The sequence below is a fragment of the Streptomyces coeruleorubidus genome (genome assembly GCF_028885415.1).
GTDB classification, from domain to species: Bacteria; Actinomycetota; Actinomycetes; order Streptomycetales; family Streptomycetaceae; genus Streptomyces; species Streptomyces coeruleorubidus_A.
The window spans coordinates 3,389,243-3,406,592 of sequence record NZ_CP118527.1 but is presented as its reverse complement, the minus strand read 5'-3'; the positions used below and the strand labels follow the sequence as shown (position 1 = coordinate 3,406,592).

Genomic DNA, 17,350 nt, shown 5'->3' with positions numbered 1-17,350 from the left:
CTCTCACGCCCCGATCGAGCCCCGATCACACCCCGAAGTGCGCCCGCAGCCGCCCCTGCGCCCCATCGCCGGCTCCCACCCGGTCCAGCCCCAGTAGCGCCGCCCCGAGGACAGGACTGGCCGTGACCACCTGGGGGGCCGCCTTGGGTGCTCTGTCGGCCAGCAGGTCGGTGACCATGCCGTTGAGCTGGGGGTGCTGGGCGGCCAGGACCCCGCCGCCGAGGAGGACAGGTGTCGGCTCGTCCATCAGTTCCAGGCGGGTCAGGGCCACCACGGCCATCGCGACGACCTCTTCCGCCTGGCGCTCGACGATCGCGCGGGCGACCGGGTCGCCGTCCGCCGCCGTCGCGAAGAGGACCGGGGTCAGCTCGTGGCGACGAGATTGTTCTATGTCGCCCAGGTGCAGTGCCTCGATGAGGGCGTACATGGAGGGCAGGCCGAAGTGGGCGGGGAGGGTGTGGGCCAGGGCCGTGGCACGCCCACGGCCGTCCTCCGAGCGCGCCGCGTGCCACAGGGCCTCCTCCGACAGGCCCCAGCCGCCGCCCCAGTCGCCCGAGACCCGGCCGAGTGCGGGGAAGCGGGCCGTGCGGCCGTCGGGGCGCATGCCGACGCAGTTGATGCCCGCGCCGCAGACGACCGCGACGCCCCGGGGCTCCGTCACACCGGCCCGGAGGATGGCGAAGGTGTCGTTGCGGACCGTCACCGAAGCGCCCCAGCCGCGTGCGTGCAGCGCGACCGCCGATTCCTCCTCCTCGACCGGGAAGTCGGCGTTGGCGAGGCAGGCCGAGACGTGGTCGACGGAGGGGAGTCCGGCGGTGGACAGGGCCTGGGCGACCGTGTCGGTGAGGGTGTCCATCGCCGTGTCCAGGCCTACCGCGGGCGGGCGGAAGCCGCCCCCGCGTGCCGTGGACAGGACCTCTCCGTCCGCCGTCACGATCGCGACGTCCGTCTTGCTGTTGCCGGCGTCGATGGCGAGGACACGTGCGCTCAGGCCCACGCGAGGTGCTCCCGGTTGTGTGCGATCAGTCGGTCGGTGAGCGCCTCGGCGTACTCGTACTGGCCGATGAGGGGGTGGGAGAGGAGGGCCCGGAAGACGCGGGTCCGGCCGCCGTGCACAGCCGCCCGAAGGGCCAGGTCCTCGTACGTCGTCACGTTCGCCATCAGGCCCGCGTAGAGGGGGTCCACGGACGGGACCGGGAGCGGGGACGCTCCCGTCGCGCCCACCGCCGCCTGCACCTCGATCACCGCGTCGTCGGGCAGGAACGCGAGCGTGCCCCGGTTGTAGGTGTTCACCACCTGGTACGGGGTGCCGCCACCGCCCAGCAGGGCCGCCGCCAGGTCCACCGCCGCCTCCGAGTAGTAGGCGCCGCCCCGTTCGGCGAGCAGGGCCGGCTTCTCGTCCAGGGCCGGGTCGGCGTACATGGTCAGCAGTTGCCGCTCCATGGCCGCCACCTCGGCCGCGCGGGACGGCTTCGTCGCGAGTTCTCGTACGACCTCGTCGTGCGCGTAGTAGTAGCGCAGGTAGTACGACGGGACCACGCCCAGGCGGTCGAACAGGGCGCGGGGGAGGCGCAGGTCCGCCGCGATCCTGTCGCCGTGCCCGGTCAGCAGCTCGGGCAGGACGTCCTCGCCTTCCGGACCGCCCAGGCGTACTCCCGTCTCCCAGGTGAGGTGGTTGAGGCCCATGTGGTCCAGATGGACCTCTGAGGGCTCGACGCCCAGCAGGCCGGCGAACTTGCGCTGCAGGCCGATCGCCACGTTGCACAGGCCCACCGCCTTGTGGCCGGCCTGGAGCAGGGCGCGCGTCACGATGCCGACCGGGTTGGTGAAGTCGATGATCCAGGCGTGGGGGTTCGTACGGCGTACCCGGTCCGCGATGTCCAGGACCACCGGGACCGTGCGCAGGGCCTTCGCCAGGCCGCCGGCGCCGGTCGTCTCCTGGCCCACGCAGCCGCATTCCAGGGGCCAGGTCTCGTCCTGCTCCCGGGCCGCCTGGCCGCCCACGCGGAGCTGGAGGAGGACCGCGTCCGCGCCGTCGACCGCCTGGTCGAGGTCGGTCGTGGTGGTGATGCGGCCGGGGTGGTCCTGGCGGGCGAAGATGCGGCGGGCGAGGCCGCCCACCAGGTCCAGGCGGTCCTGCGCCGGGTCCATCAGGACCAGTTCCCCGACGGGCAGGGTGTCTCTCAGGCGGGCCAAGCCGTCCACGAGTTCGGGGGTGTAGGTCGAGCCTCCGCCGACCACGGTGAGTTTCATTGCGTCCGACCCCTTACTCCGGTGAGCGTGACACTTGCTGCAAACGCCTTCTGGGCGAAGAGGGAAGTGGGTTCAGCGCGAGGTGTCGAAGACCTCGTCGCGCGTCGTCGCGAGCGCGCTCTCCAGTGCGCCGCGCAGCACGGGGTGTTCACGGACGTCGCCCACGACCAGGCGTGGGCGGGACGCGGCCAGTTCCTCCAGCTCGGCCTGGACGAGGGCGCGCAGCGTCTCGCCGCCCGAGGTGAGGGCCGCGCCGCTCAGCACGACGAGCTCGGGGTCGAGCACCGAGACGAGGGAGGCCAGACCGGTGGCCAGCCGGGTCGCGTAGGTCTGGAGGAGGCGGCGGTGCGGTTCGTCGTCGCTCTCCGCGGCCCGGGCCACCAGGTGTGCGGCGGCCTCGGCGTACGGGCCCGCGGGGACGTCCTCGATGCCCAGTTCACGGGCCAGCCTCGGGACGGCCTGGGAGCCGGCCAGCTCCTGGTATCCGCCGCTGTCGGCCTTGGTGACCTGGCGGACCAGGGGTGTGCCCGGCACCGGCAGGAAGCCGACCTCCCCGGCGCCGCCGGTCCAGCCGCGGTGCAGCCGGCCGCCCAGGACCAGGGCGGCGCCCAGGCCCTCCTGGTTCCACAGCAGCACGAAGTCCGTGTGGTCCCGGGCCGCGCCGAGGCGCTGTTCGGCGAGGGCGACCAGGTTGACGTCGTTCTCGTACTCGAACGGCATCGGCAGGGCGGCGGCGAGCTCGTCCAGCAGGGTGGGGGAGTGCCAGCCGGGGAGGTGGGAGGCGTAGCGCAGGCGGCCGGTCGTGGGGTCGAAGGCGCCGGGTGTGCCGATGACGAGCCGGTGGATGTCGTCCCGGGCGAGACCCGCCGCCTTCACCGCGCCGTCCAGGGCGTCGGTGACCTGCTGGACGACGGGGGTGCCGGTGCGTCTGCCGGGGGTGGGCAGTTCGTGGCGGCCGACCGTGCGGCCGGTGATGTCGGCGACCGCGGCGAGGATCCGCTGGGGGGTGACGTCGAGGCCGGCGGCGTGACCGGCCGCCGGGTTGACCTCGTACAGCTGGGCGTTCGGGCCCGGGCGGCCTTCGGTGGTGCCGGTGGCCAGGACGAGGCCCGCGGCCTCCAGGCGGGCCAGGAGCTGGGAGGCGGTCGGCTTGGACAGGCCGGTGAGCTTGCCGATCCGGGTGCGGGACAGCTGTCCGTGCTCCAGCAGCAGGTCCAGGGCGGCCCGGTCGTTCATGGCGCGCAGGACGCGCGGGGTGCCCGGCGTGCCGGCGGTTCCTGCCATGCGTGTCCACACCTGCCCTTCGGCTGCTCAGCCTCTCAGCGATCCCGTGGGGAAGGCCGACCTGCGCCCGATCGCTGTTAGGAAGGTTTCCTATCGATGGTGGGAAGGTAAGCCCGGCGCCGCGCGGGCGTCAATGGGGGACGGTTCAGGCAACGCAGTCGTCACCCGGGCATGCGAAGAGGGCGGCACCCGAAGTCCGGGTGCCGCCCTCTTGGCGGCGACCGTCCGGCCGCCTCTTCGGGGGCGGCTATTTCGTGGTGCTCGTCGGCGGTGGTGCGGCGGGCGTGAGCGGGGACGCCGCCGCCGACTGCGGGGACGCCGAGTTCGCGTACACCGACGGGGGCGCCATCCCCGCCGTCGGGTCGGCGGGCGCTTCCTCCAGCGGGGCGGTGGCCCCGCCGACGATGCGGATGTCCGCCGCGTCGAAGGCCCGCTTGATGCGCCAGCGCAGCTCGCGCTCCACGGTCAGGGACTTGCCGGGCATGGTCTTGGCCGAGACGCGCACGACCATGGAGTCCAGCAGGACGCTGTCCAGGCCGAGGACCTCGATCGGGCCCCAGAGCAGCTCGTTCCAGGGCTCCTCGGCGCTCATCTTCTCGGCGACCTCGTCCAGGGTCGCCCTCACCTTGTCCAGGTCCTCGCCGGAGTGGACCGTGACGTCGACGTTGGCCGTGGCCCACCCCTGGGAGAGGTTGCCGATGCGCTTGACCTCGCCGTTGCGGACGTACCAGATCTCGCCGCCGTCGCCGCGCAGCTTGGTCACCCGCAGGCCCACCTCGATGACCTCGCCCGAGGCGACGCCCGCGTCGATCGTGTCACCGACGCCGTACTGGTCCTCAAGGATCATGAAGACGCCGGAGAGGAAGTCCGTGACGAGGTTGCGGGCGCCGAAGCCGATCGCCACGCCGGCGACACCGGCCGAGGCCAGCAGCGGGGCCAGGTTGATCTGGAAGGTGCCCAGGATCATCAGCGCGGCCGTGCCGATGATCAGGAACGACGCCACCGAGCGCAGCACCGAGCCGATCGCCTGCGAGCGCTGGCGGCGCCGCTCGACGTTGACCAGCAGCCCGCCGAGCCCGGAGCCGTCCACGGACTGGCCGGTCCGGTTCATGCGGTCTATCAGCTTGGTGATCGCCCGTCGGACGACGACCCTCAGCACCGCCGCTATCACCACGATGAGCAGGACCCTCAGGCTGATCGCGAGCCACGTCGACCAGTTCTGCTCGACCCAGCCGGCGGCGTTCGTCGCGCTCTCCTGGGCGTCCTGGAGCGAGGGCACTCTCGGGGTCTCCGTATCCGAGGGGGTCGGCGACGGCGACGGGCCGGCGGCGAGCAGGGCGGAGTCCGCAACGGACAAGGACACGGCAGGTACCTCCAAGTACAGCGGTCTGCCCCGGTGCGGCGGTTCAGGGGGTCGAGGTCACGACTGGGTCACCGCGGGGGCAGAACCACCACACTAACGGGGCATTGTGTGTGCTTCCGCAGGATGTGTGAAGGAGAGACCGTGCTCACCTGGGCTTGAACAGGCCGTGATCCGGGGGATGAATCAGGTGTGGTCGAAAACACTCCCAGCCCGTTACGGGGACATGGTGGCGCTTTCACCAGGCATGAGGGGAGACTGGCTACGAATCGTCCCGGCGCGAGCCACGCGCCGCCGGCGTCCAAGGAGGCATCCGTGCCGCACGTCCTGGTCCTCAACGCGTCGTACGAGCCGCTAGGTGTCGTACCGCTCCGCCGCGCGCTCGTCCTCGTCCTCGAGAACAAGGCCGTATGCCTCGAGGAGTCCGGCGCCTATCTGCACAGCGCGACCGTCACAGTCCCCGCACCCAGCGTGGTCCGGCTCAAGCGATTCGTCCGGGTTCCCTATCGGGGGCCCGTTCCTCTGACCCGCCGGGCGCTGTTCGCCCGTGACGGGGGCCGGTGCATGTACTGCGGTGGCGTCGCAACCAGCGTCGACCACGTCATCCCGCGCAGCCGCGGGGGCAAGCACGTCTGGGACAACGTGGTGGCGTCCTGCCGCCGCTGCAACCACGTCAAGGCCGACCGGCACCTCTTCGAGATCGGCTGGCGGCTGCGCCACAAACCCGCCCCGCCCACCGGCCTGGCCTGGCGCATCATCGGGACCGGCCATCGGGACCCGCGCTGGCTGCCGTACTTGCAGCCGTACGGCGCGGACGACGCCTTGGCCCGGATCGACGGCATTTCCGCCTGACGATGATCCGGGCTTTCGTATTGCCGCGTGCCCTTCGCATCGGCGCGTGCGGCCGGCCGACCGGCCCGGGGAACCCCCGTTCCCCCGGGTCGGCCCGTCAGCGCCGGGGCGCCTAGGCGTACCGCAGCTCCCCCGGGCGTAGCGAGCGGCGCAGCAGGGGCAGCGAGGTGGCCGCGGCCAGCAGGCAGGCGGCGTAGGCGGCGATGGGCACCAGGGCGATCGCCCAGGGCGCCGGACGGCCGGAGAGCAGGGCGTACCCGGTGCCGATGGTCATGCCGCCCAATCCCGAGAGCAGTACGGCGGGGGCGAGCGGCAGCGCTGTCTCCAGCAGCAGGGCCCGGCCGAGCACCGTGCGCGGCACTCCGGCGGCGGCCTGCGCGGCCAGGCCGCGGCGGCGGGTGGCCAGGGACTCGGCGGTGCCGACGGCGAGGCCGGACAGGGTGATCGCGAAGGCGACGACGATGGCGGCGCCGGTGAGGTCGAGGCCGGTGGTGTAGTAGGACGCGGGCGCGGAGAGATGCCGCGTGCTGTGCACCACGTCGCTCAGCACCTGCCGGATGCCCATGAAGCCGGTCCCCACGACCGTCACCAGGAGCACCGCCGCATGCGTGCGGGCGGCCGACCAGGGGTCGTCGCGCAGCCGTTCCGCCGCGATCAGCGTCGCCGCCGACCGGGCCCGGACCGCGAGGATCCGCCCGGTCGCCTTCGCCGTGGCCCCGGAGAGCCACACCGCGCCCGCGCCGACCGCGAGGACCACACCCATCATCGTCAGCGGCACCCCGCCGTTCGGCCGGTTGGGGGCGGCCGTGGACGTGGTGGCCACGGTCAGCAGCCCCAGCACCGCGACGAGCAGTACCCCGGCCAGGAACAGCAGCCCGGGCCCTCGTCCGCCCCGCGCCCCGACCCGGCGCACCCAGCCCAGCGGGGAAGCCACGACCCGGCGCAGCGCCAGTGCGCCCGCCGCCGCGCCCAGCACCGGTACGGCGATGGCGACCAGGCCGATCCCCACCCAGGCCAGGGCGGTCGGCCGGTCCCACTGGCGCAGAAGGACCAGCACGGACAGGACGGTGGCGGGCGCCGAGCCCAGCAGGCAGGCCAGCCCGGTCTCCAGCGCGGCGATCCGCCGCACCTGCCAGGGCGTCGCCCCGGCCAGCCGCAGCCCGGCCAGGCGCCGGTCGCGGTGCACGGCGCCGATCCGGGCGCACTGGCCGAGGAACCCCAGCACGGGCACGAGCAGGAGCAGCAGCCCGACGATCACGCCGGACCGCGTACCGGGCTCGTCCAGCAGGCCCGCGGCCACGGGCACCCGGTAGCCGCCCCGCAGCGCGGCCAGGGCGACGGCGGCCAGCGCGAACCCCGTCGCGAGCGCGGCGCCCGTCGCCGTGAGTGCGACCCGCCACCACTCGCCTCGATCGGAACCACGGGTGAGTTCCCAGGCGAGGCGCAGATCGGAACGCAGGGAGTTCATGCCGTCACCCCCAGCGGCGTCACAGCGCCGTCCCGGAGCTGGACCTCCCGGTCCGCGTACGCCGCCACCTGGGCGTCGTGGGTGATCAGCAGGACCGCCGTGCCCGACTCGCGGGCCGTGTGGACCAGGGCCGTCATGACCTGCTCGCCGGAGAGCGAGTCAAGGGCGCCCGTCGGCTCGTCGGCGAAGACCACCTTCGGGCCGGTGACCAGGGCCCGGGCCAGTGCGGTCCGCTGGGCCTGGCCGCCGCTCATCTCGCCCGGCCGCAGATCCTCCTGCCCGCGCACGCCGAACCGCTCCAGCCACTCGCCGGCCAGGGCCCGGGCCCGCGCGCGGTCGGTGCCGGCCAGCAGCAGCGGCAGGGCGACGTTGTCCAGGGCCGTCAGCTCGGGGATGAGCTGCCCGAACTGGAACACCACGCCGAACTCGGTCCGCCGCAGCTCGCTCAGCCGCTTCTCGGACAGGTCCTCCAGCCGCCGGCCGTCGTACGACACCGAGCCCTCGTCGGGCCGGACGATCCCGGCCAGGCAGTGCAGCAGCGTCGACTTCCCGCTGCCGCTCGCGCCGGTCACGGCGAGGATCTCGCCGGCGTGCAGGTCGACCGAGGCTCCGCGCAGTGCGGGGGTCCTGCCGTGCGTTTTGGTGAGGCCGCTCGCCGAGAGGAGAGGCACGGGTCTGCTCATGCTGCGTCGACCTCCGCGGTCAGGGTGGTGAGCCGGGCCGCCGTGGTGCTCATCCAGCGGAGGTCGGCGTCGAGGTGGTTGAGGGCGTAGTCCGCCGAGAGCACGGTCGCGAGGTCCGCGCCCTTGGCGGCCTTGACCGCGGTGAGCTCCCGCATCCGCTCCATGTGGGCGGCGCGCTGGGCGCTCAGATACGCGGCCGGGTCGCCGCCCGAGAGGATCGCGACCACGACCTTGGCGAAGATCTCGTTCGCCACGAAGGGCGCGGGCGGCGTGATCTCCCCGGCCCACCGGGACAGCTCGCGCGCCCCCTCGTCCGTGGCGCGGTACGTCGTCCGCTCCGGGCCGCCGTCCGAGTCGGTGCCCTCGACCGCGGCGAGGCCGTCCCGGACGAGGCGCTGGAGGGTCGTGTAGACCTGCCCGTAGGCCAGCGGTCGGGCCTGCGGGAAGCGCTCGTCGTGGCGTCGCTTGAGGTCGTAGCCGTGGCTCGGCCCCGTGGCGAGCAGGCCCAGCAGGATGTGGCGGGTGCTCATGCCCATCATTATGTACTGAGTATATGTACTGAGTGAATAGCAGGCACCGAAGAAGGCCGGAGAAGCTGGAGAAGGCCGTCGCCGAACCTCCGACCGGTTCAGTCCGTGACGGCGTACGCCTCCACCGACCACAGCGAATACCCGTACGGCGTGGCCCGCTTCTCGCCCTGCACCCGTACGAAGCGCACGTCGCGCTCGTCCATGCGGACGCTCTCGTGGCCGCCCCGGCCGTCCCGTACCGCGGCCGCCGTGCGCCAGCGGCGGCCGTCCGGAGAGACCTGGACGCGGTACGCCGAGGGGTGGGCGTCCTGCCAGCGCAGCTCGACCCGCCCGAGCCGCACCGGGCGGGGCAGCTCGACCTGCCACCAGGCGCCGTCGTCGACCGGGGACGACCAGCGCGTGTCCGGGGCGCCGTCGTTCGCCGCCGACGCGGGGAAGTCGGGCGTCTCGTCGCCCGAGGAACGCGCCGCGCCGGTGCGGGCCAGGTCGGGTCCGCCGGTGGGCGGGAAGGCCCGGACGGTGAGCGTGCGGGTCGCTCCCGCGAACCCCAGCCGGATGTCGTAGGTCCGTTTCGGCGAACCACGCTCCACGGTCACCTCGACCGGGACCTCCACCGTCGTGCCGCGCGGCACGGTCAGTTCGGTCCTGGGCACCCGCACCCGCACGCCCTCGGGCGCCTCGGCGGTGAGCCTGCCGCGGGCGTCGGCGGGGCGCAGCGAGCCCAGCCCGGCCGTCAGCCGCCGCGTCCTGCCGGTCTCGGCGTCCACGCGGTCGCGCGTCAGCTCCACAGAGGCGGCGGGGGAGTCCGCGAACCACGGGACCAGGTGACGCACGCGGGAGGACGCGGGACCGGTGACCCGCACGGCGTCCACCCGCTGCCCGGCCCGCACCTCGGTCGCGCCCGAAGCGGCCAGCCTGCCGGCCCGCCGCCAGCCCCGGCCCGGTACGTGCACCTCGACGCCGCCCTCGGTGCCGGGGTCGGTGAGGGCCGTCACGGCCGTCAGGGACCGCGGGTGCGAAAAGCGCAGGGTGCGGCCGTCGCCCGGCTCGCCGGGGCTGGGGGGCGGCTCGTGGCCGATGCCCGACCAGGCCGCGTACGCCTTCTGCGCCCGCCCCAGGAAGGGGTCCAGGACGTCCGTGCCGACCTTGACCGGTGCCGGCTCCAGCCGGGCCCGCAGCGCGCCGAGTCGGCGGTACGCCGTCCAGGCCGCCGCCGCGTCCCCGGCGCGTTGCGCGTCCAGCATGTCGAGCGCGGCCGTGCCCGCCTCGCCGTAGCGCGCCAGCTGCTCCGACCAGGGGGCGACCTCCGGGGCGAGGGCGGTGCCCGTCAGCCGCCGGGGCAGCTCGCGCAGCACGGTGAACGCCTCGCGCAGCCGCCGCGCGGCGTCACCGTCCGTCCCGGGGCCGCCTGCCTCGGCGTCACCCGCCGTACGGGCCCGCCAGTACGCCTCGGTCAGCGGGCGCAGGTACGCCGACTCCTCCTCGCCGAGGACCGACGACGCGTCGTTCCCGGCGAGCGCGGCCAAGGCCTCCTCGCGGCGCCGGTCCCCGCCCGCGAGGTCGGCGATCGCGGCCCGCCAGGACTCCCCGGGGCGGTAGGCGCGCGGGTTCCAGGCGTAGTCGGCGGCGGTGAACAGCGGGATGCGGGACGCCTCGGGCTGCTGCATCGCGTTGGCGAGCAGGGCGGCCGAGCCGGTGGCGACGGCCGGCTCGCGGCCCCGGTAGGGGCCGAGGAAGAGACGGCCGGGGTCGTAGTCGTTGACCGGGTAGTTGTCCATCGTGACCAGCGGATGCCGGAACGCCTGCCGCGCGTCGGCCAGTTCACCGCCCGTGATGGTGCGCGGCACCACCCCGACGCCCGTCCACGCCACCTCGACAGCCGTGTCCAGCGAACTCGCCAGGGCCCGCCGGTAGTCGGTCGTGCCGTCCTCGTAGTACTCGGTCGGCATCAGCGACAGGCCGGCGGCCCCGGGGTGCCGGTCCGCCAGGTGCCGGGCCACCGCGTTCGCCACCCGGGCCTGCGCCCGCGCGGCCGCCCGCGGGCCGGAGCCGAACCGCTCGGCGTCCGCGTCGCAGTGCCACTCGCTGTAGCTGACGTCCTGGAACTGCAGCTGGAAGGCCCGGAAGCCCAGCGCCCACATCGCGTCGAGCTTGCGCGTCAGCGCGCGCAGGTCGGCGTCCGACGCGAAGCACATCGCCTGGCCCGGGGCCACCGCCCAGCCGAGCGTGACGTGGTTGCGGCGCGCCCGCTCGGCCAGCTCCCGGAACTCGGCGCGCTGCCCCGCCGGGTACGGCTCACGCCAGCGCGCCTGCCGGTACAGGTCGTCACCGGGGGCGTACAGGTAGCGGTTCTGCTTGGTGCGCCCCATGAAGTCGAGCTGCCCCAGCCGCTGCCGGTGCGTCCACGCGGTGCCGTAGAAGCCCTCGGTGATGCCGCGCACGGCGGTGCCGGGCCAGTCGCGCACGACGGCGGCGGCGATCGTGCCGTCGGCGCGCACGAGCTGCCGCAGCGTCTGGACCGCGTGGAACAGGCCGTCCTCGCCGGCTCCGGTGAGCAGGACGCCGCCCCCGCCCACGGACAGCTCGTATCCCCCTGAGGGGAGGGCGCGGCGGTCGCCTGGGCGGACGGGCTCCGTCCGCACGCGCACGACCAGCGCTCCGGGTGCGGCGGAGTCCGTGATGCGACGGGCCCCGGCCTGTCGCAGCAGGTCGCGCAGGGCCTCGACGGAGTACCGGTCGGCCGTCGGGTCGCTGATCAGGGCGACCTCGTCGGTGACCGCGACCGGTGCGCCGTTCGCGCGCAGGGACTGGGGGCGCGGCCAGACGGAGAGATCCGGCTCGGCGGTGTCGGGGGCCGGTGTCGCGGTCGCCCCCGGGACGGGCGGAGCCGCCACCGCGGCGGGCGGGGCGCCGAGGGTTCCGGCGACGACGGCGACGGCGAGAGCCGCCGCCCGCTTCCCACGCCGCAGTCCCACAGGCCCCCTCCAGGTGTGTTCGACCGGCAGAACGAGCCCACCACCTGCCCGGTGAAGGTGTCAAAGAGAGTGGCCGTTGTGACCGAATTGCCGGAATCTGGAAGGAGTGGAGGGGAGTGGAATGTGAGCAGCAGCACGATGTTCGGCCTGGGGTGTCTGCCATCGCGTCGACTGGGTAGGGCTGCGATGACCCGTTGAATGCCGTACCCGACAAGGAGGCCCCCGTGGCTGCGATGACTTTCCTTCCGCTCCCGGTCCAGTCCAAACCCGTGGCGGACACGTCCGCCGACCTCGACCCCCACTATGACGACCCCCGCTACGAAGACCCTCACTACTGCATCTTCAGCTCCGAGAGCACCTGCGCCGAGCCCCCGCTGACCAGCGAGCCGCCGCTGCCCGACGCCGAGCCCCTCACCAGCGAGCCGCCGCTCGCCGAATCCGCCCCCCTGACCAGCGAACCCTCCGCCTTCGTCCCGGACTTCACGAGGTCCTAGATGACCGCACCCCGGCCGGCCGAACCGCCTTCCGAGGACCTGTCCCGCCTCGCCGACCTGCACGGCGTCGCCACCTCGTACAGCCCGTCCCCGGACCGCACGGTCGCGGCCTCGGCCGCCGCGGTGACCCTCACCCTGGCCGCTCTCGGCGTGGACGCGAGCACGCCCGGCGCAGTGCGCGCCGCGCTCGCCGCCCGGGAGCGGGAACTGGGCGCCAGGCTGCTGCCGCCCACGGTGGTCGGCTGGGGCACCAGCCCCCCGGCCGCCCTGGCCGCGCTCCCCGAGGGAAGCCGGCTGCGCATCGAGACCGAGCAGGGCGAGAGGCGCGCCTCGGCCGAGCAACTCCCGCCCGGCGTCCACCGGCTGACCGTCACCGTCCCCGACGGCCGCACGGCCACCGCCCACCTGGTCATCGCCCCGGCCCGCCTGCCCACCCCCACCGGACGCTCCTACGGACTCCTCGTCCAGCTCTACTCCCTGCTGTCGCGCCGTTCCTGGGGCATGGGCGACCTGGGCGACCTCGCCGAGCTGGCCGGCTGGGCCGGACGGTCGCTCGGCGCCGGCTTCGTCCAGGTCAACCCGCTGCACGCGGGCGTGCCCGGCGCCCCCACCGACCCCTCCCCGTACCGCCCCTCCTCCCGCCGCTTCCCCGACCCGGTGCACCTGCGGATCGAGGACGTCCCCGAGTACGCCTACGTCGAGGACCGCGAGCGGCTGCGCGCGCTGCTGGAGAGATCCGGCCGGCTGCGCGAGGCGGTGCTGGAGGACGGCGCGCTGATCGACCGGGACGCCGTGTGGGAGCTCAAGCGGGAGGCGCTCGAGCTGCTGTGCGAGGTGCCGCTCGGCCCCGGCAGGCGCGCCGCCTACTGCGACTTCCTCGCCGAGCAGGGCCAGGCCCTGGAGGACCACGCCACCTGGTGCGCGCTCGCCGAGGTGCACGGCTCGGACTGGCACCGCTGGCCGACCGGCCTGCGCGACCCGCGCTCGGCCGAGACCGTCCGGGCCCGCAACGGACTGCTGGACCGGGTGGACTTCTGGTCCCGGCTCGCCTGGCTCACCGACAGCCAGCTGACCGCCGCGCAGCGCGCCGGGCGCGAGGCCGGGATGCCGGTCGGGATCGTGCACGACCTCGCGGTCGGCGTCCACCCCGGCGGCGCCGACGCCTGGGCCCAGCAGGAGTACTTCGCCGCCGGCATGTCGGTGGGCGCCCCGCCGGACGCGTTCAACGCCCGCGGCCAGGACTGGGGTCTGCCGCCCTGGCGCCCCGACCGCCTGGCCGAGTCGGGCTACGCCCCGTTCCGCGAGCTGCTGCGCGCCCTGTTCCGCTACGCCGGAGCCCTGCGCATCGACCACGTCATGGGTCTGTTCCGCCTGTGGTGGGTGCCGCAGGACCGGCCACCGACCGAGGGCACGTACGTCCGCTACGACGCCGAGGCCATGCTCGCCGTCCTCGTCCTGGAGGCCTCCCGGGCCGGGGCGCTGGTGATCGGCGAGGACCTGGGCACCGTCGAGCCCGGCGTGCGCGAGGCGCTGCGCGAGCGCGGGGTGCTCGGCACATCCGTGCTGTGGTTCGAACGCGACTGGGAGGGCGACGGCCGCCCGCTGCCCCCCGACCGCTGGCGCGCCGACTGCCTGGCCACCGCCACCACCCACGACCTGCCCTCCACGGCCGCCCGCCTCACCGGCGAGCACGTCGAGCTCCGCGACAGCCTGGGCCTGCTGACCCGCCCGCTTCATCAGGAGCGCGCCGAGGCCGCCGCCGACACCGCCGAGTGGCTGGCCCTGCTCACCCACCTCGGCCTGCTGAACGGCACCGGCGGCACCGACACCTCCTCGGAGGAGGCGGAGATCCAGGCCGTCCACCGTTTCCTGCTGCGCACCCCGGCCCGCATGGTCGGCGTCTGGCTCCCGGACGCAGTGGGCGACCGCCGCCCGCAGAACCTCCCGGGAACGTGGGACCAGTACCCGAACTGGCGCCTGCCGATCGCGGACGCGCAGGGCCGCCCTGTCACGCTGGAGCAGCTGGCGGCGTCGCCCCGGCTGCACGCCCTCATCGAGGTTCTGCGGCAGCCGGCCGGCACGCCCGGCGCTTGAGGACGCCTCTTACGGCACCCCGGGCGCGCGGCCCCAACCGGCGTTGGATACTTTTGGCACCGTGGACAAGAAGAACGCCCTGCGCGCCGGCGCCCTGGCCGCCGGTACGACGCTGATGATGCTGCTCATGTCGTCGCCCGCCTCCGCGCTCACGCGCGACGACGGTGACGACCCCGGTCCGGGCCTGAGCGTCATCGAGACGCTGGGCCTCTTCGTCGCGGCCCCGATCGTGCTGTACCTGGTCATCCACGGTCTGGTGATGATCGGCGACAAGTCGCACAAGCAGAAGGACCCGACCAGCTCCAACATCAGGACCAAGGCCGAGGCGAAGGCCGACGCCAAGGCCTGACCAGGGCTCCCTCCGAGTCCGACACGCACCTTCCGAGGGCGCTGTCCCCGCCGTACGCACGCGCATGCCGCCGTGCGGCGACCGGGGCGGCGCCCTCGGCTTTTCGCGGTGGGCGGGGATCCCGGTGGGCGGGCTGTCAGGGGTTCGGTGCCGTCAGATAGCGCTGCACCGTCGGCGCCAGCCACGCCACGATCTCCTGGCGGCTGAGCGCCACGGCCGGCGGCAGGCGCAGGACGTACCGGGTGAGCGCCATCCCGAGCAGCTGCGTGGCGGTGAGCACGGCCCGCACCGGGATCTGCTCGGGGTCGGGGCACACCTGGCGGGCGACCGGAAGCAGCTGGTCCCGGAAGATGCCCTGCATGCGCTCGGCCCCGGCCTGGTTGGTGGCACCGACCCGCAGCAGGGCCGTGAGCACCTCGTTCTCCTCCCACATGTCCAGGAAGTGGCTCACGAGGGCGGACCCGACCTCGTCCCGGGGCAGCGGGCCCAGGTCGGGCAGCTTCAGATCGACGGCGACGGCGGCCGCGAACAGGCCCTCCTTGCTGCCGTAGTACCGCATCACCATGGACGGGTCGATGCCCGCGTCCCGCGCGATGGTGCGGATGGTGGCGCGCTCGTAGCCGTCGGCGGCGAAACGCTCGCGGGCGGCGTCGAGGATGGCGGCGCGGGTGGTGTCCGAGCGCCTGGAGGGGGCGGTGCGCTTGTTGTCGGGCATGCCAACGAGCGTAGGCCAACACACGTGGGCCAACAACTGTTGACGCCCTCGAGGGGCGCCCGTACTTTGGTCAACGAACGTTGGCAAACAGTTGTTGGCATGGTTGGCAATCGGTTGTTGGTCCACGAGTGTCGACCAACGCACTTCGGCCCACGGGAGGCCCTGATGAACGGCACCATTCCCACCGTGATCGTCGTCGGCTCCGGCCCCACCGGCCTTCTCCTGGCCGGCGACCTCGCCACCGCCGGCGTCCCCGTCACCGTCGTCGAGAAGCGCCCGCAGGGGATCGGCAACCTCTCCCGCGCGTTCGTCCTGCACGCCCGCACGCTGGAGCAGTTCGACGCCCGGGGGCTGGCCGACGAACTGGAGGCCGTCGGTCGGCCGCTCGGCCGGTTCCGCCTCTACGGCCGCCTCAGCCTCGACCTCTCCACGCTCCCCTCCCGCTTCAACCACCTCCTCGTCCTTCCGCAGTACGAGGTGGAGAAGGTCCTGGAGCGGCGGGCGCTGGAGGCCGGGGCGCAGTTCCGGTACGAGACCGAGGTGACCGGGCTGACGCAGGACGCGCAGGGCGTGACGATCGAGCTCCGCGGGCCCGGCGGCGGCTCGGAGACGCTGCGCGCGGCGTACGTCGTCGGCGCCGACGGGATGCGCAGCACGGTGCGGAACGCGATCGGGCTGTCGTTCCCCGGCCGTTCGGTGATCCGCTCCGTCATGCTCGCGGACGTACGGGTGACCGAGGAGCCCGGGGAACTGCTCACCTTCGACGCCGTCGGCGACGCCTTCGCCTTCCTCGTCCCCTTCGGCGACGGCTACCACCGCGTCGTCTGCTGGGACCGCGGCCGCGAGCGCCCCGACGACGCGCCGGTCGGACTCGACGAGATCAGGGAGACCACCCGGCGCGCCCTCGGGCGTGACTTCGGCATGCACGACCCCCGCTGGATGTCCCGCTTCCACAGCGACGAGCGGCAGGCGCCCGCCTACCGTGTCGGCCGCGTCTTCCTCGCCGGGGACGCCGCGCACGTCCACACCCCCGCCGGCGCCCAGGGCATGAACACCGGCCTCCAGGACGCGGCCAACCTGAGCTGGAAGCTGGCCGCCGTCCTCAAGGGACACGCGGCCGACGCGCTCCTCGACACCTACCAGGCCGAACGTCACCCCATCGGCAGGACGGTGCTGCGCAGCAGTGGCGGCATCGTGCGTGCCGCCATGGCCCGGCGGCCCTGGACGATCGCCCTGCGCACCGCCTTCGCCGCCTTCCTCGGCACCGTCGGCCCGGCCCGCCGCAAGGCGCTCGCCCAGGTCACCGGCATCGGCTACCGCTACCCCGCCCCCCGCGGCTCCCACCGCTTCACCGGCCGCCGCGTCCCGGATGTCGCCCTGGCCGGGGACGCTCGCCTCCACGAGGCGATGCGGGGCGGCCGGTTCGTGCTGATCACCCCGGAGCCGTACCGGGCCGGGGACGGGCGTGAGGACCGGCTGGCCGTGGAGCGCTGGGCGAGCGACCGCCGTACGACCGTGCTGGTGCGGCCCGACGGGTACGCGGCGTGGGCGGCCGACGTGGCGGACACCCGGGCGATCGAGGCGGCCGTCGCCGCCCACGTGGGGTAGTCGCCGCCCCGTGGGACAGCACCTCGGCGGGCCGGTGCCGGCGCCGGCCCGTCAGGTCGCCGGTGAAACGCGTCGGAGGCCGGCTCAGTCCTGCCGGCCCTCCGTCGTCCTGAGCAACTCCCTGAGCAGCTCAGCCAGTTGGCCGGCCTGCTCGGCGGCCAGGCCGGACAGTGCCTCCGTCTGGACCGCGAGTCCGGCGGCGACCGCCTCGTCGATCAGCTCCAGGCCCTTGTCGGTGAGCGTGACGTGCAGGCCGCGCCGGTCGTGCGGATCGGGGGAGCGGCGCAGCAGGCCGGCGCGCTCCAGCTTGTCCAGGCGCCCCGTCATGCCTCCGGTCGTGAGCATCAGCGTCGCGGAGAGCTGCCGGGGCGAGAGCGTGTAGGGCTCCCCGGCGCGACGCAGGGTCGCCAGGACGTCGAACTCCCCGCGGCCGATCCCGAACTGCGCGTACGCCTTCTCCGTCCGGTCGCCCATCGCGCGTGAGAGCCGGTAGATGCGGCCGAAGACCTCCATGGCGGTGGTGTCGAGGTCGGGCCGCACGGTCGCCCACTGGTCGATGATCGCGTCGACGGGGTCCTTGCGCTGCTCGGGGCGTTCGCTCATGACAGGAGTATCCGACGGCTCTGGGTCACCCGCAAGAAAGTAGATTGACGGAAAGTTGCTTGGCGCTAAGCTACTTTCCACT

At 74.0% G+C, this 17,350-nt stretch carries 15 protein-coding genes; 5 read left to right on the top strand and 10 right to left on the bottom strand.

Translation table 11 applies throughout. From position 1 onward, the window contains the following. Positions 1–25 precede the first annotated feature (25 nt). The 4 genes from PV963_RS15750 to PV963_RS15735 form a co-directional block, all read right to left on the bottom strand. Complete coding sequence (locus PV963_RS15750) at positions 26–997, bottom strand: N-acetylglucosamine kinase (protein WP_274816358.1); 972 nt, start codon at positions 995–997, stop codon at positions 26–28. Then, positions 988–2,253, bottom strand: coding sequence for a 6-phospho-beta-glucosidase (locus tag PV963_RS15745; protein WP_274816357.1), 1,266 nt, complete (start codon positions 2,251–2,253; stop codon positions 988–990). Before PV963_RS15745 ends, PV963_RS15750 begins: the two co-directional genes overlap by 10 nt. Before the next feature lie 72 nt (positions 2,254–2,325). Continuing rightward, the gene (locus PV963_RS15740) at positions 2,326–3,537 is read right to left on the bottom strand and encodes an ROK family transcriptional regulator (RefSeq protein ID WP_274816356.1); all 1,212 of its coding nucleotides are present in this window, start codon (positions 3,535–3,537) and stop codon (positions 2,326–2,328) included. A 247-nt stretch (positions 3,538–3,784) separates the two neighbouring features. Then, a complete protein-coding gene (locus PV963_RS15735) occupies positions 3,785–4,900 on the bottom strand; it encodes a mechanosensitive ion channel family protein (protein ID WP_274816355.1) in 1,116 nt (371 codons plus the stop codon). A 312-nt stretch (positions 4,901–5,212) separates the two neighbouring features. On the opposite strand from PV963_RS15735, the gene PV963_RS15730 reads away from it, so the two are divergent. Beyond that, a complete protein-coding gene (locus PV963_RS15730; RefSeq protein ID WP_019760491.1) occupies positions 5,213–5,749 on the top strand; it encodes an HNH endonuclease in 537 nt (178 codons plus the stop codon). Between the two features lie 112 nt (positions 5,750–5,861). On the opposite strand, the gene PV963_RS15725 is transcribed toward PV963_RS15730, so the two are convergent. The 4 genes from PV963_RS15725 to PV963_RS15710 form a co-directional block, all read right to left on the bottom strand. Next, positions 5,862–7,217 (bottom strand): FtsX-like permease family protein, encoded by a 1,356-nt coding sequence (locus PV963_RS15725; protein WP_274816352.1) that lies wholly within the window; start codon positions 7,215–7,217, stop codon positions 5,862–5,864. Next, the gene (locus PV963_RS15720) at positions 7,214–7,900 is read right to left on the bottom strand and encodes an ABC transporter ATP-binding protein (RefSeq protein WP_274816350.1); all 687 of its coding nucleotides are present in this window, start codon (positions 7,898–7,900) and stop codon (positions 7,214–7,216) included. Before PV963_RS15720 ends, PV963_RS15725 begins: the two co-directional genes overlap by 4 nt. Further along, on the bottom strand, positions 7,897–8,430 hold the full coding sequence (locus PV963_RS15715) for a PadR family transcriptional regulator (protein ID WP_274816349.1): 534 nt from the start codon (positions 8,428–8,430) through the stop codon (positions 7,897–7,899). The genes PV963_RS15720 and PV963_RS15715 overlap by 4 nt, the downstream gene beginning before the upstream one ends. Before the next feature lie 98 nt (positions 8,431–8,528). After that, complete coding sequence (locus PV963_RS15710; protein WP_274816348.1) at positions 8,529–11,405, bottom strand: beta-N-acetylglucosaminidase domain-containing protein; 2,877 nt, start codon at positions 11,403–11,405, stop codon at positions 8,529–8,531. 224 nt (positions 11,406–11,629) lie between these two features. On the opposite strand from PV963_RS15710, the gene PV963_RS15705 reads away from it, so the two are divergent. The 3 genes from PV963_RS15705 to PV963_RS15695 all read left to right on the top strand — a co-directional run bounded on the left by PV963_RS15705 (position 11,630) and on the right by PV963_RS15695 (position 14,342). Continuing rightward, on the top strand, positions 11,630–11,899 hold the full coding sequence (locus PV963_RS15705; RefSeq protein WP_274816347.1) for a hypothetical protein: 270 nt from the start codon (positions 11,630–11,632) through the stop codon (positions 11,897–11,899). After that, a complete protein-coding gene (gene malQ, locus PV963_RS15700) occupies positions 11,900–13,993 on the top strand; it encodes a 4-alpha-glucanotransferase (RefSeq protein WP_274816346.1) in 2,094 nt (697 codons plus the stop codon). It begins immediately after the preceding gene. A 61-nt stretch (positions 13,994–14,054) separates the two neighbouring features. Beyond that, positions 14,055–14,342, top strand: coding sequence for a hypothetical protein (locus tag PV963_RS15695; protein WP_274816345.1), 288 nt, complete (start codon positions 14,055–14,057; stop codon positions 14,340–14,342). Positions 14,343–14,478: 136 nt separating this feature from the next. On the opposite strand, the gene PV963_RS15690 is transcribed toward PV963_RS15695, so the two are convergent. After that, positions 14,479–15,057, bottom strand: coding sequence for a TetR family transcriptional regulator (locus PV963_RS15690; protein ID WP_274816344.1), 579 nt, complete (start codon positions 15,055–15,057; stop codon positions 14,479–14,481). A 165-nt stretch (positions 15,058–15,222) separates the two neighbouring features. On the opposite strand from PV963_RS15690, the gene PV963_RS15685 reads away from it, so the two are divergent. Beyond that, on the top strand, positions 15,223–16,665 hold the full coding sequence (locus tag PV963_RS15685; RefSeq protein ID WP_274816343.1) for an FAD-dependent monooxygenase: 1,443 nt from the start codon (positions 15,223–15,225) through the stop codon (positions 16,663–16,665). Positions 16,666–16,749: 84 nt separating this feature from the next. Here PV963_RS15685 and PV963_RS15680 read toward each other — a convergent pair whose 3' ends face one another. Further along, a complete protein-coding gene (locus tag PV963_RS15680) occupies positions 16,750–17,268 on the bottom strand; it encodes a MarR family winged helix-turn-helix transcriptional regulator (protein ID WP_274816341.1) in 519 nt (172 codons plus the stop codon). Between the last annotated feature and the right edge of the window lie 82 nt (positions 17,269–17,350).

Excerpts from the sequence above, each read along its gene's own strand:
- PV963_RS15745 (WP_274816357.1), bottom strand. The coding sequence starts at position 2,253 with ATGAAACTCACCGTGGTCGGCGGAGGCTCGACCTACACCCCCGAACTC.
- PV963_RS15740 (WP_274816356.1), bottom strand. The coding sequence starts at position 3,537 with ATGGCAGGAACCGCCGGCACGCCGGGCACCCCGCGCGTCCTGCGCGCC.
- PV963_RS15725 (WP_274816352.1), bottom strand. The coding sequence starts at position 7,217 with ATGAACTCCCTGCGTTCCGATCTGCGCCTCGCCTGGGAACTCACCCGT.
- PV963_RS15720 (WP_274816350.1), bottom strand. The coding sequence starts at position 7,900 with ATGAGCAGACCCGTGCCTCTCCTCTCGGCGAGCGGCCTCACCAAAACG.
- PV963_RS15715 (WP_274816349.1), bottom strand. The coding sequence starts at position 8,430 with ATGAGCACCCGCCACATCCTGCTGGGCCTGCTCGCCACGGGGCCGAGC.
- malQ (WP_274816346.1), top strand. The coding sequence starts at position 11,900 with ATGACCGCACCCCGGCCGGCCGAACCGCCTTCCGAGGACCTGTCCCGC.
- PV963_RS15690 (WP_274816344.1), bottom strand. The coding sequence starts at position 15,057 with ATGCCCGACAACAAGCGCACCGCCCCCTCCAGGCGCTCGGACACCACC.
- PV963_RS15685 (WP_274816343.1), top strand. The coding sequence starts at position 15,223 with ATGAACGGCACCATTCCCACCGTGATCGTCGTCGGCTCCGGCCCCACC.
- PV963_RS15680 (WP_274816341.1), bottom strand. The coding sequence starts at position 17,268 with ATGAGCGAACGCCCCGAGCAGCGCAAGGACCCCGTCGACGCGATCATC.